Origin of the sequence: Waddlia chondrophila WSU 86-1044 (genome assembly GCF_000092785.1) — a bacterium.
GTDB lineage: Bacteria > Chlamydiota > Chlamydiia > Chlamydiales > Waddliaceae > Waddlia > Waddlia chondrophila.
The window spans coordinates 1,451,447-1,467,122 of sequence record NC_014225.1; the positions used below are offsets into that span (position 1 = coordinate 1,451,447).

Genomic DNA, 15,676 nt, shown 5'->3' on the forward strand with positions numbered 1-15,676 from the left:
ATGATCATGCTATAATCATGGCATGAAATTAGATGATTTTTATCAATTTATCTTTCATCCATGGTCGAGCAACCATTCTTTGAAAAAACAAATCTCGGCGACAATTGTCGATATCGCGCTGACGATTTTTTCCGGATTATTGTTCTTAATCCCTTTTGCCTATTTTCAATGGAAAGATCGCCATGTAAAAGTGGTTTATTCGTCGACAGCTACATCTAAATCTGCAGAAAAAATTCTTAAATCCTCAAAGGAACCCTCTCAAAAACTTTCTCCTAAGGCTCAAAAAGTAAAAAATAAGCAATATTGGCAACTCAAGCAATTTGAAAAATGGGCAGCGGAAGGACAATGGAATAAAATTCACCAAGCCCACTATGACTGGTGGATGTATCCAATCAGTCGATCTAGCCAAGGTCAAGGAACTACCTATGCCGTCAATTCGAAAGAGATCGCAGAATTAAAGGCAGATCAAGAATTTATGCAGAACTACTTGCGTGGAGTCGAACTAGGCGCTAAAGCTTGGGGGTGGGATATCCATTTGAAAAAGCCCGTTGATCATCCTTCAAAAGATCAAAAATGGCAAAATTGGGATGTTCGCTTGGGTAAAATGGCTGATTCTTTACATCTATTTGGCCAACATGAGCTAAGAGACAGCATGCGAACCTATGCATTGAATAAAAATTTAACATTAGAAGAGTGGGTTTGGAAGACACTTGAACCTGCGATTGAGCCCTAGTGCTTTTTGTAAAAAATTTATTTAAAAAACTTTTTACACAAAGCACTAGCCTGCAGCTCTGAATGATGGCATCAAAAACTGAAAGCTTGTTCGGTATAATCCTTGTTCAAAAAGGCAAATAGCTTCTATTATTTTAGAGCTAGCGCAAGGAATCTTTTAAAGATTTGGGGGGAAAATGTTCATTCAAGATAGTTACCAAGAGGCTCACGAACAATTTGGAATCAGCGAAGTTTATATTATTGATGGACTTGATGAAGCAACACTCAAAAAGCTGCAACTTAGAGCAAAACTTACCTTAGACTCAAATGATACTATCGTTAAGAACAACGTCTCTTACGATATGCTCTTTATTTTTCATAAACGTGTCGTTGACAGGAGTTTCATGTATCGATTCATAGAGTTTTTGCGTAATAACCCATCCAAAGAGAAAGATTTTAGAAAGCTATACGAACTGATAAATCCGGAAGAAATACTTGAAACAGTAAAATCAAAAAAATACGTATTAGTCAGTAAAAAAGATCTTTCTCGATAAGTTTGCACTTGAAAAAACGATAATTCGACACAAAGCACTAGGCTCAGCTCTGATTTTGGCTCTCAACAATGCGTCTCGCCTCTTCTATGGTTTCCATCTCTTCTTGTTCATCCCTCCAATCATATCCAATTTCTTTCAGATAAAAATCATAGTAAATTTTTTCATTATAAATAGAAAAACACTTATAATTCGGAAAAAAGATCTTTTCCCCTTTTTCCTTCTCCTTTACAAAAATGTTGATCACAATGTGGTTGCTGTCAAAGGGATGGACAGTTAGATGTTTTCGAAACGCTTGCGTGTTGTTAATTTTATCTAAAAATTCATCCATAATTTTTAAGATCAGCCTCCGTCCCTCATCTTTGGAAAGTCTCCTGTAAGTATGAAAGTCCATTCCTAAGTTATCATACTTACCATCGGGTGCTGCTTCCGAAATCCCACTAAGCCGCAGCCCATACAGCTCCTCGTAAGGATCGGTCAGCTCATCCACCATTTCGTACGCCATCCTACTGCTTTCCGACATCTTCCATCCATAAGCTGAGCAGGAAGTGAGAAACACGAGCGCTACTAACAACACAACAGTTATTTTATCCATCATCTATAATCTCCATGGTGTTTACGTATCCACTGAATTCTTTTATCTATATCGTCTTGATAAGTCGGACTCGACACGGCATGGTCGAAAAAGGGAGCATCGGGATGCGGATCCAGCTCCACAGTCGTATCCCTGTTTCTTATCCTCCCCGCAACGTCAATCCACGGCACAAAATCCCGCTTGCTCACGTAGTGCATCACCGACCCGCAGAATTTTTTATCAATATACGCAGCCGGAGCAACGGCTACGACGTGAATCCGCTTCCTTAGCTCTTCATCATAAGTGCTAAGCGCATTCCGTGTCAAAATCGCCCCCTGGCTATGGCAAACCATAATGATGATCCCATCCTCGGGGCAGTTCGCAAAAAAATGATCCCATTCCTTGTGCAAAAGCTGCGCCGGGCGGGTCACAATCCCCAAAAGATTGAGAAAACTCTCAATTAGGTCAAACACGCCATGGGAAGCATTATAGACAAATGAGGACGTGCAGCCGCCTGCCAGCTCCGACATCCGGCCGCAAAGATCTTCCGATTCCTCATAAGAATTGAAGATCCCATTCACTGTCATCACATGCACAGAGCCATACACATCATTTTTGGCAGATGTTGATTTTGATTGGTGGTCAAGCGAGGGGTGCGTGTTAAAATTAACCTGAATATTTCCCCGCTCATCCGCAGAAACATCGACATTCTCAACTAGAGCTTTAAAGATTGCTCTAAATGTATCCTTCAAGAATTTGACGATCTCATTAAAAAATAACCCCTCCGAGTCGATGTACATGGTCGGATTGTTGCGCACATAGCAGTAGAGGTTCGTTCCATTGACAAACCACATGGGATCAGGCGTTGTCCAACGCCCCATCTCTGCATCGTAGTAGCGCGCTCCAAAATAGACCCAGCCTGTCTCAGCATCCACACGCTTGCTGCTAAACCGCCAAGGATTGAGCGGAACTTTAGACTGGCTCGATACGGTCTCCACGCCAAAGGCATCAAAACGGTAGCTTTCAACCACTTCTGCAGTGACTGCATCGACAAGCATGGAAACGTTGCCGCGATAATCGTGCAAAGGCAGATACGCTCTTCCTAAAAACTCCATCAGGACAGCTGCGCCGACATCCCCCTTAACTCCGACTCCCATGACGCGCAAGCTCTCGAGTTCTCCATGCTCGCCAATGACGCCGATCTCCTTATCCCCCTGATAGAGATATTTCTCAGAAGAGATCTCTACCCACTGCTCTTCCTGAAGGGTAAAGCGGGTTTTTGACAATCTGCGGTGAAAAGGATCATAGGTGTAGGTTGTGCGTAGATTCTCTTTTAATGCTTCTGTCAATCTCCCAAAAGCATCATAGACATACGATTCTTCGTTTTTCGCAATCAGGTTGCCATCGGCATCATAGCGATAGGTGTTTTTCCCCTGTTTAAGAAGCTGATTGAGTGCGTTATGTGTATTGTCCACTCCATCGCAAGCGACGCGGTTGCCCAGGGAATCGAAGGTGTACTGATGGCTGTTGTCGGAAATGAGCTGATTCATGGCATCGTATTGATAGCTGTAGCTTTCGCTTCCTAAATCATCGGTATAATCGACTGTTTCGACATTGCCGATTGCGTCATAGGCCATTTCCATTTTGAGATATTGTGATTCGATGAGGCTGGGGCGCAGCGACTGATCATAGGCATAATGGATCTCTCCTAAACGTTGCACCATTTGAGAGGATAAGCGCTTGCCGTGGCTGCCGTAATTATCCTTGTGCGCATATCTTCCACGGCGAATCTCTCTTAGATACCCGGCATCATAGGAGTAGCTGATCAAAGAGCTGTCCGGCAAAGTCACTTCTGTGAGCCGGCTTAATGGATCGTAGGCATATTCCAATGTGCTTCCATGAGCGAGCGTTTCCGAGACGATATTGCCGAATATGTCGTAGATGCGCGTTGTTCGGGACTGCGAGATGAGGTCTTCCACCTCAAGGATATTGTTGTTCCTGTCATAGGTGTAAGCATAAGAGATGGCGCCGTCGCTTGTCTTAAGCGATGACAGGCGCCCCAAGGGGTCATAAGCGTGATTCACGATCACTTGGCTTGGTTTGATGATCTCTTCCACTTCTCCAAAGGCTGTGTAAGTACGGCGGGTAATTTTTTGCTCGGGCTCCCCTTTTGCTTCGATGACTGTCATTTCTCTGTCTCTTGAATCGTATTCAAATGCTGTGGTGTGAATGCGCAAAATCTCCCCTGAGACAATCACGCTTTCTTTTTGCAGGAGGGGCTTGCCTATCTGATTGTAGAGATACTCGGTTTTCTGCACGGTTTCCGCATAGGTATTCTTTCTCTCCTGAACGGCGGGCCTGCCTCGTGCATCGAAGACTGTGAATGTGACATTTCCCCTGGGGTCGATCTCGGTGACTGCGGCAACTGTCTGCCCAAAGGTGTTGAGATAATTGTTGTCGTAGTGAAAAAGTGTTTCAAAGCCCTCCGCGGTCACTGTTCTTACTGGCTGAGAAGAGGAGTTGTAATCGGTAGACAAGGGGCAATGGCCGCCGATGATTTCACGCGTGCGGTTTCCCCAGGCATCGTAGGCATACTGCTTCAATAAAAAGAGGTTTCCGCTTTCATCGATGATCTTCTCTTCGACCACTTGATCTAAGAGGTTGTATTCCAAAACGGTGATGCGATAGGTGTGATCGCTGCACTTCTCCCACTTTTCTTTCTCTCGGCCAAGGGTGTCGTAGAAGATCAGGGTTTCGGCATCGCCTTTTCTTTTGGCTGTGAGCTGCCCTGCTCCGTTATAGGTATAGGTGGTCGCATGCCCTTCGGGATCGATCTCTTCAAGGAGATCAAAGGCGCTGTATTTCCACTCTCTTATCGACAGCAGTTCCCCTTCCCGGGAGATTTTTTCCTCTTTGATTTTCCTGGACTTGTAATCGTAGGCAAATTGTGTTTTGGTCCCTTGCGCATCGGTTGTCATCTTAAGAGAGCCGTCTTTGTTGTAAAGAACATGCTCGACTGTTTTGTCGGGATATTCGATCCGATAAGGCTTTCCATAAGCGGTGGTAAGGATACGGGTGATTTTCCCTTCGGGGTCTTCTCTGGAAGAGAGGTGGTTTAAGACGTTGTAGGTGTAGCGCTCAACTCCTGTAGAAAGCTTTCCGGAGCCGTCTTCGACAGGGGGAAGGGTTTTGGCAATTAATCGGTCGTAAGGGTCGTAGGTGTAGAGGGTCTCGTGTCCGCAGGGGTCGACCTCTTTGATTTTGTTTCCTTTTAAATCGTAAGCATACGATTTGACAAATGACCTGCCGTCATCATGCAGCTCTTCTTCTTTGATGAGGCGGTTGGAAAAGTCATAGGTGTAAAGGATTTGATACTCAAAATGGGGAAAACTTTTGCGGATGCAGTTGCCGTTTGCATCGTAGCTGCATGTTGTCACTCTTCCTGCGCGGTCGATCTCCTCTGTGATTAATTCGTAATCGTTGTATTTCCACGATTCGGAATAGAGATAGGTATTCTCGGTATCGTAGTAATCCTTTTTTACGATGAGTCTTCGGGAAGAGTAGTGGTTAACGACACGGCTGAGCTGTTTTTCGGCGCCTGTTTGAAGATCGAGATAGGAGTATGCCTCCTCGATCGGAACCCCTTTGGAAGAGAGTTTGATCCGCTTAAAGGTGCGCCTGGTAACGCCTGCAAGATCGTTGATGGAAGAAGAGGAGCCGTCATCAACGATTTCAAATGCTACCTCTCCGCAAGGATCATAAGCATAGTAATAACGCTCTTTGATTCCACCGGGATCGGAGACCATCTTCGTTTTAACCAGAGAGCTGTCGCCATAGTAGGTGTAGGTAATTCTTTGCTTAAAGTCTTCTCCTTCTCCCTGAAACGTCTCCGATTCGATGAGATTATTGGGATAATACGTATAGGTTTTGATGTACTTTTCGCCCTGTCCATTGCTTCGATACAATTTCCCCTGGCCTGATAAATTCCCATAGAACTCTTCTTTAGTGACACACTTTTGATTGTTGTCATTATAGAACTGTTTGCCGGCCCAGACATAACCTTGAGCGTCGACGATATAGTGGGACCGAAAATGGGTGGGGTCCCAAAGTCTATGACAGCCCCAACGCAACTCTTCTGAACGGTAAAGGGTTGTGTTGTCTGAACAGTAGTGGCGAATCGTGGTCAATCGATCTTCCTCGTTCCAGCGATAGGTGCTGCGATTGCCCCTTGCATCGGTAACGTAGGTTTTTCGGTCGTCGTACACGAATGTGTACAAACGCTTCGGCTGCTCATCTGTGCCAATAGGAGCTTCTAAAGCCGAAACTTTTTTAGGCTTTTTCTTTTCCCCTCGATATGAAATGTTCAGATAGCGGTGATCGGGAAAGGATTTGGAGATTAATAAAGGACTCCAAGGGTCGCCTTCATGATCATATTGATAACTGACAGGGGGAGAAAAATTCGTCTCGACGCGATCAAGGCGGAAAAAATCTGATCGATGATACTCCACTGTTTTCCCTTCATCGCAAACGAGCTTGATGTTTCTTTCTTTGGAATTCTTGGCGATCACAACTTCTGTGATCAAAGCCCTCTTGGTGTCGTAAGACTGTATCCTATCGACATTGAACGAAGAATCGCCTTATAAGCATAATAGTGGTGGCAGCCATTTCCGAAAGTGACATTGGTCAAAGAATAGTTGCTATCACCCTGTTTACGGCCGAAAAAAAGTATCTCAGCACCATGTTTCATCAAGGGACAGTTGTTTGAGATAATCATCCAGCTTTTTCCTAAATTGACACGGCCGGCAAGCTTGGGAGGCGCTGTATTGGAAACTCCCCGTTTTAAAAAATCATAATCGACAATGTGCAACCCATTTTTTTCAGGGTGTTTAAAGACTGTAAGGCTGTTCCGATAGCCAACGTCAGCAACCCAAATCCTTTCCCTGCGATTCCGATGAAAAACAGATCCCCATACAGTCAGATCCCAACGCCCCCCCTAAAAAGGCTTTTCGATCAGATCCGCTGTTATAGTTTCTTTGGATGTGAATCGGACTGGCAGATCTGCTGAGGTAATCGGTTTCTGTTTCCACATAGTGGCCGGTGATCACGTTGACATTGCTGACAATTGCGCTGGGAGCTGTCTCAAAATCAATCAGGGAAGCGTACTTCTCCGGATCAATCTCTTGTAAGTCATCGGCATGCAGAGCAAACAGGGAAACAGTTAAAAGAAACAGAAAAAAGCGCATTCATCAACCTTTCAGGATTTAAAAGCGCTTGAGAGTACCTTATCAGGGATTTTTTAGGAATCATTGTTTGCCTTTTCAGAGTTCTTTCCAAGATGAAGTCGTTTCGGTATAAAATTTTTTCTGTTACAGTAATCCCATGATATCGCTTACCTTACGCACATGGTTGACTTTTTTTGGCCTTGCTATTTTGATGGGATTGAACAACATCTATTCCACTCTATTGACCGGATGGGGAGAAGGCGGCTCCATTGTCGCAGTCATTCTCAGCCTGTTATTCTTAGCAAAAAATGAACGTACGATCTTCAACTACAATCTTGGACAAACAATGGCCTCAGCTGGAGGCAGTGTCGGTTTTGCTGTTTCTATCATCGCTTCCATTTACTACTTGCATCCCCATTGGGACCCTCCCTTGTTCCAACTGTCAATCATGGTGATGGGCCTAAGCGTGATGGGAGTCGCTTTTGCCGCGCCGCTGCGCCGCACCATTGTCCATTGGTTCTTCCCTTCTGCAGTCGCTTGTGCAACGATCTTAAAAGCTGTCACCTCGGAAAATGATGGAGAGAGAAAAAGAGCGCGCAACCTCATGGGAATCTCAGGCCTGGTCTCCGCCTTGCTAACAATCCCCACTAAAGCTGCGATCAAACCCGGAGGCAGCACTCTTTGGCATGCGATTCCTCTTCCGGCAGGCCTCAGCATCAGCCTCGATCCACTTCTTTACGGAATAGGAATTGTTGTCGGCCCACGTATCGGGATAAGCATGTTGATCGGCGGACTGCTTAATTTTTTTTTATTTACCCCTTATATGGCGGAGTCTGCTGCGGATTTTAGCCGATGGGCTGCTGTCGGATTGATGACACTTCCCGCTTTCACTTCAGTCCTTTTCGCTCTCTTCATGAAAAAACATGGCCAACTGCCACCCGGATTTACTCCCAAAGAAAACGGCTCAAAAATGACAACAAAAGACTGGGCTTCAATCGGCCTCATTTTTACTCTTGCGCTTGCAGCAACGGTATGGGGAATGGATTCTGTCTTCCAAGTCTCTTATCCTTATGTTGCACTTGCAGCAGGCATTGCAGCTCCTTTATGCTTTACTCTCGGGAAAGTAGCTAGCGAAACTGATATTAACCCTGTCCGTTTGCTAGCCATTATTCTGCTTTTAATATTCAGCTTAACGGGAAATTTCGGAGCGGTTGCACTTCTTGGAGTTGGAATCGCAGGAGCGGCAATGGCTGCGATTGCTGTCGATCTGTTCTACGACCTGCGTACAGGCTACCTGATCAATGCGGATCCTAAACAGCAAGTGATTGTACAGTTCCTTGCTGTTATCCCTGTTTCTTTTGCCGCCGTCTTTTTTCTTCATATGCTGGCCGAAAACTTTGGCTTTGGCGAAGGGAAATACTTCCCTGCACCAGGTGCAATCGTTTGGGCATCGATGGCAGAACTGTTTGCCGAAGGCACCTCTCAAATCTCTTCATTGATATGGAAAACTGTCATCTATACAAGCATCATCGGTGTTTTCATGACTCTGATTGAAAATAGCAAAAAATTTCAGCACTATGCCCTTTCCCCTTTCGCAATCGGGATCGCATTTTTAATGCCGATCGACGTGTCTTGCGCGATTTGCCTAGGCTCATTCATCCGCTATGGATTCATTTCCCTTTCTTCAACTCCTCATCAAGCCAAAGAGGAGGCTTTCCAAGCCGGCTCTGCGATCTTTGCCGCTTCCGCTCTGGCCGGAATCATCGCCGTTATTCTCATTTCAATGGGAATTCTTTACTTGCCTGAGTAGGGCTGTGCCAAACGATTTGTGAAGAGCTTCAGTCGGGCAAGCTGTGATGCATGGAGTGCCAGGGCACCGGATGCAAGGATTTTCCTTAGGATAAAGCAAAGGGTCTCTTCTCTCTAAATCCTCAATGATAATCGCATGGACAGGGCACGCCACCATACAAGCATCGCAGCCGGTACATCTTTTCAGGAACTCCTGTTCATCGGGATGAGCCCCAGGAGGACGCAATTTTAATCGATCATCCGTTGTTTGCGATAACACCTTTCCAACCGGCAATCTCTCAAAGAGATCGACTGTCATGCAGACCAGTTCTTTAAAAAACTGCTTTCTATCCACAATCAAGCTTCCACTTTTTTCAGGCGAGATCCAGAAGGAAAGTCTTCAATCACATACCCTCTTGATTGAATGTAGTCGCGCAAACGATCCGCTTCAGACCAATCTTTATTCTGCCTTGCAGCAATTCGATCATCTAAAGCTTGGATTAAATCGTCAGGAATAGATTCCTCTTTCATTTCAAAATCGATCACTCCGAGAACTGAATTAAATCGTTTAAGCAGTTCCAATACCCTGTTAGCATCGCCTTCTCCAAGCTTTCCCTGATCGATCAACCCGTTCACATCCCTCACCAACTCGTACAAGGAAGCCAAAGCAACGGAAATATTCAAATCATCAGCCAAGCCATTAGCAAATCCCAGCAACGCTTGATCAAGCAGAGCATCTAACGCATGATGCGTCTCTCTTCCAGTCACTCCCTGCAACCTGTAGACAAAATCTTGCAGCCTCTGCAACGAATGCTTAACAGCCTCCAATCCTTCAAAAGTGAAATTCAACTGGGTTTTATAATGGGTTTGCAAAAGGATGTAGCGCACCTGTTTTCCGCTATACCCCTTTTCAAGCAGGTCGCGAAGAGTGAAAAAGTTGCCCAAGCTCTTTGACATCTTTTTGTTTTCAATAATCAAGTGCTCCGAATGAAGCCACATCTTCACAAACGTCTGGCCGGAGCAAGCCTCCGATTGCGCAATTTCATTTTCATGATGGGGAAACATATTATCGACACCGCCGCAATGGAGATCGATCGTCTCCCCTAAAATTTGCATTGCCATCGTAGAACACTCCAAATGCCATCCCGGACGCCCTTTGCCAAATGGGCTGTCCCAATAAATTTTGCCGTCCCTTTCCGGATCATAACTTTTCCAAAGGACAAAATCAGCCACATTGTCTTTTTCATATTCATCAGATGCCACTCGATCCGAAGCTCCCGATTTGAGCTCATCTATTTTCAAATGGGACAAACATCCATACCTTTTGAAGGTTTCTATTGCATAATAAACACTGCCATCTGCTCCCCGATAAGCAGCCCCTTTCTCAAGCAGTTTTTCAATCATGGCGATCATCTGATCAATGTAGTCGGTCGCCGCAGGATAATGCTCGGCAGGCTCGATATTAAGCGTACGGATGTCTTCGAAAAAAGCCTCCTTAAACGGCTTAGTGTATGCATCCAGGCTGACATTTTGCTCCGTTGCCCCCCGAATTGTCTTATCATCGACATCAGTGAGGTTCATGACCTGCTCCACTTCATAACCAAAAAATTTCAGCGTTCTGCGAAGAAGATCCTCAAACATATACGTACGGTAATTACCGATATGGGCAAAGTTATACACTGTTGGTCCGCAAGTGTATAAAGAAACTCGATTGCCTGATATCGGTTTAAAAGGATCTTTCGATCTTGTGATCGTGTTGAAAAATTTAAGCGGGATAGCGTTGATATCGATTTTTGAAGCCATGGTTACCATTCTTTCATTTCAAACGAAAGCACTATACAACACTCTTCTCTTTGTTCGCAAAGAACTGCTCTTCCAATTTGCGGTAGTAAATTTTACCGGTTCCCATGATCGGAATTTCATCAATTTTAAAGACGTCGGAGCAGCGTACAAGATTACTGAACCCTTCGTCGCGTAACGCTTGATTCACTTCATCAATCGACGTATCAAAAGTGGTAATCAGGAGAATTTGGGGCCTGTCCCCAGAATCTTCGCGCGCAATGACAGCAAGTGTCGGTCCCTCCTCCCTCACTTTCCAGCCTTTTTGAGGAGCAACGTGCAATAACGCCAATTCTAAAGAGAGTAAAGAGACCATTTCACCTCCGACTTTAATGAAGCGCTTCAGTCGGCCTGACAGAGTCAGACGGTTTTCATCGTCAAGATTGCCAATATCTCCCGTGTTGTACCAATCTTTTCCATCAACAGAAATAAACGGAGATGCAAGCCCTGGATTGAGGTAGCCTTCAAAAATATTCGGCCCTCTTGCAAGAACAAGGCCATCCTGCCCTCTGTCTAGCACCTGATGAGTTTCGGGATGCACAACAATCATCTCGATTCCCGGCAAAGGAACACCTACACCTTTACGAGGCTTTCCTGGTTGATTGGCAGTCAAGATCGGAGCGCATTCAGTGACGCCATATCCCTCTAGAAGACATTGCTCCTTTCCGATATCGGCCATCAATTCAAAAAGTTCCGGAGGCGCCTTCTCTGCCCCCGTGACACAAAGCCGCATTGTTTTCATTTGATCCTTTTTCGCAGATTTCAACATCCCTTTGATAAAGGAAGGGGCACCGCTCATCACCGTGATTCCCCATCTGCTAAACTCTTTTGCCAATCCTTTGCCGTCTGTCGGGTTCGGATAAAATGCCGATCTGATGCCAGACAACAGCCCCATCAATCCACTTGTGCTGAACCCATACGCATGAAAAGGAGGCAGAATGCCGAACATAATATCATCTGAATATAGATCGATTGCCTCAAAAGCTGCCCGTTCGTTGGACAAGATATTTCCATGGGAAAGTGGAACGCCTTTTGGATCGCTTTCCGTTCCGCTTGTAAACAGCAATACCGCTTGCTCATCTCCCTTCAATTGATCGCCCCCGAAAGTCTTTAAAATTCTTTTCGCGCTAAATTTCGAACGGAGTAGAGCTCTCAGCTTATCTTTCAAGGTAAACTCTTTTTTCACACTTTCCAACATGATTGTAATGTCATCAATCCCATTAAGATCAACAGTATCCAACCGTTCCAAAAATGCCCAAGAGGTTAATACCACTTCAATATTGGAAATTTTCCTGACCGCACGCAAATGTTTAGCTCCAAGCGTCCAATTGATCATGACAGGCACTTTCCCCGCTAACTGAGCCGCCAGCACTGTCAAATAGGCTCCTACACTTGCCGGAAGCAGGATTCCGACATATTTCCCAGGAAGATGCCTGATATACTCAGCTAGGATAATCACTCCAAGTTTAAGGCGCGCATAGCTCTGCACTCCGGTACGCGTATCGGCACAAGCCGGCTGGCTGCCCATTCTCTCGCAGTTGTGAAGAAACACTTCCGGTATCGTGTCGCCATGTGCAATCTGCGCCTTGTATCTAGGAATTTTTACAAACCAATCGTCAAGGTCTCCTTGATCTTCTTTTCCCTCTTCTTCCACCGAGATTTTTTTTGAAGCGATTCCAATGACCCTGCCAACTGTCGTCAACTCAGTAACGGGAACAGGGCCTGTCTCAAACTGATCCTGCAAAAAGGTCGCCAGTTCGGATGTGTCAAGCGAATCGAGTCCTAAATCGGAAGCTAACGACATCTCCGGTTTGATACTAGCCTTATCGAGCTCTGTTAGCTCATGTAATTTATCCAAAACCCTCTCCTGCAGCTCATCGTCAATATCATCTAAACGAACCGTTTCTTCATCAGCATCTTTTGAGGGCTTGTCAATCGCCGGCAACTTTTCTCCCCACATGCTGTAAGAGACAAGCTTCAGCGATTCGCCTGGATATTCTCCTTCTTGGCGAGACAAGCCATCTGGACGGTTATAGTAATTTTCCAACCATCTATTGAATTCCAATCGGGAAGCTGTGTAAGGAAAATCCGAAGGAGCTGGTTCAAATTCAATAATGATCTCTCTGCGCGGAGTAAAAAAGAGCAAATTCTTCAGGCAAATCCAAAATCCTTCTTTAACTTTTTCAAACATATCTGGCGACTTACCTGTCAAAGCCCTTGAAAACATACTCCCCCACAGCCCTTTGATCCGAACGAGAATAATGTTGGCCTCGGGAACTTTTTGGACCAGCTCGTGAGTAGCGGATGCGCCTCCGATTTTCTCAATATTTGTGTGCTTTACTCTGCCGGATGGATAAACGAGAAAATTTTCCTTGTTTTTTAGCCCTTTAACCAGTTCTTCCATCACTTTCTCATGCCGCTTTCTCTTGAGACTGTTTGTCGATTTTTCAAAATCGGGAACAGGAAGCGCGTTGACGAATTTCATTGCGGTATGCACAACAGGGAGGAAATAATAAGTTTCAACGATTGTGGGGCGGATTGGCAGCTTCTTCCAAGCAGTCAATGTGATCGCAAGGGGATCAACAACCATGGCAACGTGATTAGGAAGAAAAAGCACTCCACCGTTTTTTTTTAAATTCTCTTTGGAAAGGTGTTCCAGCCCCTTGATTTTGATTCTGTAGCGGAACCATAAAGCAAACCGCAAAAACCTCACTAATAAAAACTCAAGGATCTTTCTCACAAATGCACTCCTGATCTTTGTCGCAAATGATGTGCATCATGTAAAAAATCTCTTTTATAGTCAAGAAGTTGGAACTATTCCTTTACTTTAAAATTAAATTTTTGATAACTTGTTTGATTAACATCTTTCGAGGAGTCGCAAATGGCATTAAAAACTTCTCTTAAAGGGGATCTAACATCTCTAATCCCTCCATCTGCCTCTCCAGGCTGGCTTAGTCTCATCGACTGCGACAAAGTTCCAGGATTAGGAATTTATTTTCTTGTTGATCAGCTGCTTAATTCCCCGCGTCCATCTTTAAAACAGATCAAGATCGCTGCTAAATTGATCGGCTCAGAGTCAAATGCCGCTATTTCCATTCATCCTCCTCCCTCATCGGACCCTGTTTCCTTTATAGAGCACATGATTGAAAAGGCAAAGTACGTACAAGAAGGCAGCCTTCACGCTAAGGAGTTGATAAGAGATTTTTTGGAACTGCAAAAACATCTGAGTATGGAAGCGTTTGTACGTTTCACAAAGAGTTGGAGCCGTTTTACTGCTTACCACCTCCAGGAAAGGGTAGCTAGAGCTCTATCCAATTCATAGCTGCATTAACAAGTCGATGACACGACGGCAGATTCTCTTGGATTCGGGAAAAGTTGCCTGATCTTCAATCTTTTCCGGTGATAGCCAAATACTGTCCCGAATCTCTTCGATCTGGATATCCAATTCCCCTTCAACTTCAGCGATGAAGTACTCCACCCGCTTTTGCACTTTGTCATTTCCCCGATTGAAAAAATAGTGCTCACATAACGTATCTTCCGGAATAATCAACCGCTTAATTTCCAGTCCTGTTTCCTCCCGAAGCTCTCTTTGGGCAGCATCAATCGGATGTTCGCTAGGCTCAGCCCCCCCCTTTGGAAAAGACCAATGTCCTGCATGATGCTGGATCAGCAAAATCTCTATTGATCTCTTCAAACGCCTAAAAGGGATAATTCCGTAGGAAACTTCAAGAGACAACCAGCTATTCCTTGTATTTTCCTAAAATAATTGAACTATTATGCCCGCCGAATCCAAAAGAATTGGAGACCGCAACTTTCACCTCCATCTCCAGAGCTTCCGTCGGTGTGTGAAAACCGAGATCCGGTTCAGGATTTTCCAAATTGATCGTCGGATGCACTTTCCCCTCTTGAATCGCTTTGGCTGTGACAACAGCTTCAATTCCTGCAGCTGCGCCTAAACCATGGCCAATCATTGACTTTGTTGCATTCATCACGACTTTAGAAGGATCGGGGATCACCTGTTTCAAAGCGTTGACCTCAACCATGTCCCCTGCTGGAGTCGATGTTGCGTGAGCATTGATGTAGCTGATCTCTTCAGGTTTCAAACCGGCGTCTTTCAAAGCACTCAACATGCATTTGGCAATTCCCTTGCCATCAGGTCTAGGCTCTGTCATGTGATGCGCATCGCAAGAAATCCCATGCCCCATGTATTCAGCAACAATGGAAGCCCCCCGCTCAAGCGCATGTTCCAACCTTTCCAGAACAAGGATTCCGGCGCCTTCACCCATTACAAAACCGTCCCGCTCCTTATCCCATGGCCGAGACGCTTTTTCCGGCGCATCGTTCCTTTTTGAGAGAGCCTTGCACGCATTGAACCCAGCAATTCCCATCGGAAGGATCGCAGCTTCTACTCCGCCGCATACCATCACATCGGCATCGCCCAATCTAATGTGGTTAGCAGCGGCGGCAATTGAATGGTTCCCAGTTGCACAGGCAGTTGAAATTGAGTAGTTGGGCCCCATAAAGCCCAAATCCATGGCAAAAAGCGCGCCACCCATATTCGTCAGAATATAGGGAATAAAGAACGGAGTTACACGCTTCGGTCCCTGCTTCGACATCGACTGCACACCATCGACAAAGACTCCCATTCCTCCCATGCCGCTTCCGATGATAGCGCCGCATTTTTCCAAATCCACTTGATTGAGAGCTTCTTCATTCAAGCCTGCCGATTCGAGAGCCTTTTTTCCAGCAACCATGGTGTATGCAATGCATTTGTCCACGCGGCGAGCCTGTTTCTTATCCATATATTTGCCAGGATCAAAATCGCGGATTTCCCCGGCAAACGTTGTTGCCAGATCCTCTGTTGAAAACCCGGTGATGGTCGAAATTCCGCTTTTCCCCTCCAAAAGCTGGCGGTAAAATGCATCAACATCATCCCCGTGGCAAGAAACAATCCCTAATCCTGTGACGACAATTCTGGTACGTTTAGTCAT

13 protein-coding genes are annotated in these 15,676 nt (G+C 45.3%); 4 read left to right on the top strand and 9 right to left on the bottom strand.

The window, feature by feature from the left end; genetic code table 11:
- Positions 1 to 22 precede the first annotated feature (22 nt).
- Together WCW_RS09760 and WCW_RS06585 are read left to right on the top strand one after the other, a co-directional pair.
- The gene (locus WCW_RS09760) at positions 23 to 733 is read left to right on the top strand and encodes a hypothetical protein (RefSeq protein ID WP_013182423.1); all 711 of its coding nucleotides are present in this window, start codon (positions 23 to 25) and stop codon (positions 731 to 733) included.
- A 175-nt stretch (positions 734 to 908) separates the two neighbouring features.
- Positions 909 to 1,265 carry a hypothetical protein gene (locus tag WCW_RS06585; RefSeq protein WP_013182424.1) on the top strand — a complete coding sequence of 119 codons (357 nt, stop codon included), beginning with the start codon at positions 909 to 911 and terminating at the stop codon, positions 1,263 to 1,265.
- Between the two features lie 43 nt (positions 1,266 to 1,308).
- Here the strand turns inward: WCW_RS06585 and WCW_RS06590 are convergent, their stop codons facing one another.
- Genes WCW_RS06590 through WCW_RS06605 form a run of 4 tightly spaced genes read right to left on the bottom strand, consistent with a single transcriptional unit; the run spans position 1,309 to position 7,079 of the window.
- Positions 1,309 to 1,860, bottom strand: a complete 552-nt coding sequence (locus WCW_RS06590) for a hypothetical protein (protein WP_013182425.1) — start codon at positions 1,858 to 1,860, stop codon at positions 1,309 to 1,311.
- Positions 1,857 to 6,419, bottom strand: a complete 4,563-nt coding sequence (locus tag WCW_RS06595; RefSeq protein WP_013182426.1) for an RHS repeat domain-containing protein — start codon at positions 6,417 to 6,419, stop codon at positions 1,857 to 1,859. Before WCW_RS06595 ends, WCW_RS06590 begins: the two co-directional genes overlap by 4 nt.
- Positions 6,416 to 6,703, bottom strand: coding sequence for a hypothetical protein (locus WCW_RS06600; RefSeq protein ID WP_013182427.1), 288 nt, complete (start codon positions 6,701 to 6,703; stop codon positions 6,416 to 6,418). Before WCW_RS06600 ends, WCW_RS06595 begins: the two co-directional genes overlap by 4 nt.
- Before the next feature lie 52 nt (positions 6,704 to 6,755).
- Entirely contained in the window at positions 6,756 to 7,079 is a 324-nt protein-coding gene (locus WCW_RS06605; protein WP_013182428.1) for a DUF6531 domain-containing protein, read from the bottom strand.
- A gap of 136 nt (positions 7,080 to 7,215) precedes the next feature.
- Between WCW_RS06605 and WCW_RS06610 the strand changes: the two genes are divergently transcribed.
- A complete protein-coding gene (locus WCW_RS06610) occupies positions 7,216 to 8,868 on the top strand; it encodes an OPT/YSL family transporter (protein WP_013182429.1) in 1,653 nt (550 codons plus the stop codon).
- Here WCW_RS06610 and WCW_RS06615 read toward each other — a convergent pair.
- Genes WCW_RS06615 through WCW_RS06625 form a run of 3 tightly spaced genes read right to left on the bottom strand, consistent with a single transcriptional unit; the run spans position 8,839 to position 13,425 of the window.
- Complete coding sequence (locus WCW_RS06615; protein ID WP_041941572.1) at positions 8,839 to 9,201, bottom strand: 4Fe-4S dicluster domain-containing protein; 363 nt, start codon at positions 9,199 to 9,201, stop codon at positions 8,839 to 8,841. The two genes, WCW_RS06610 and WCW_RS06615, sit on opposite strands and share 30 nt — an antisense overlap.
- A gap of 2 nt (positions 9,202 to 9,203) precedes the next feature.
- On the bottom strand, positions 9,204 to 10,658 hold the full coding sequence (gene cysS, locus WCW_RS06620; protein WP_013182431.1) for a cysteine--tRNA ligase: 1,455 nt from the start codon (positions 10,656 to 10,658) through the stop codon (positions 9,204 to 9,206).
- Between the two features lie 22 nt (positions 10,659 to 10,680).
- Positions 10,681 to 13,425 carry an AMP-binding protein gene (locus WCW_RS06625; protein ID WP_013182432.1) on the bottom strand — a complete coding sequence of 915 codons (2,745 nt, stop codon included), beginning with the start codon at positions 13,423 to 13,425 and terminating at the stop codon, positions 10,681 to 10,683.
- 141 nt (positions 13,426 to 13,566) lie between these two features.
- Here WCW_RS06625 and WCW_RS06630 point away from each other — a divergent pair, with 141 nt between their 5' ends.
- Complete coding sequence (locus WCW_RS06630; protein WP_041941573.1) at positions 13,567 to 14,007, top strand: hypothetical protein; 441 nt, start codon at positions 13,567 to 13,569, stop codon at positions 14,005 to 14,007.
- Here the strand turns inward: WCW_RS06630 and WCW_RS06635 are convergent.
- Together WCW_RS06635 and fabF are read right to left on the bottom strand one after the other, a co-directional pair.
- Entirely contained in the window at positions 14,002 to 14,421 is a 420-nt protein-coding gene (locus WCW_RS06635) for a bis(5'-nucleosyl)-tetraphosphatase (protein WP_013182435.1), read from the bottom strand. The two genes, WCW_RS06630 and WCW_RS06635, sit on opposite strands and share 6 nt — an antisense overlap.
- 4 nt (positions 14,422 to 14,425) lie before the next feature.
- Positions 14,426 to 15,676, bottom strand: coding sequence for a beta-ketoacyl-ACP synthase II (gene fabF / locus WCW_RS06640; RefSeq protein ID WP_013182436.1), 1,251 nt, complete (start codon positions 15,674 to 15,676; stop codon positions 14,426 to 14,428).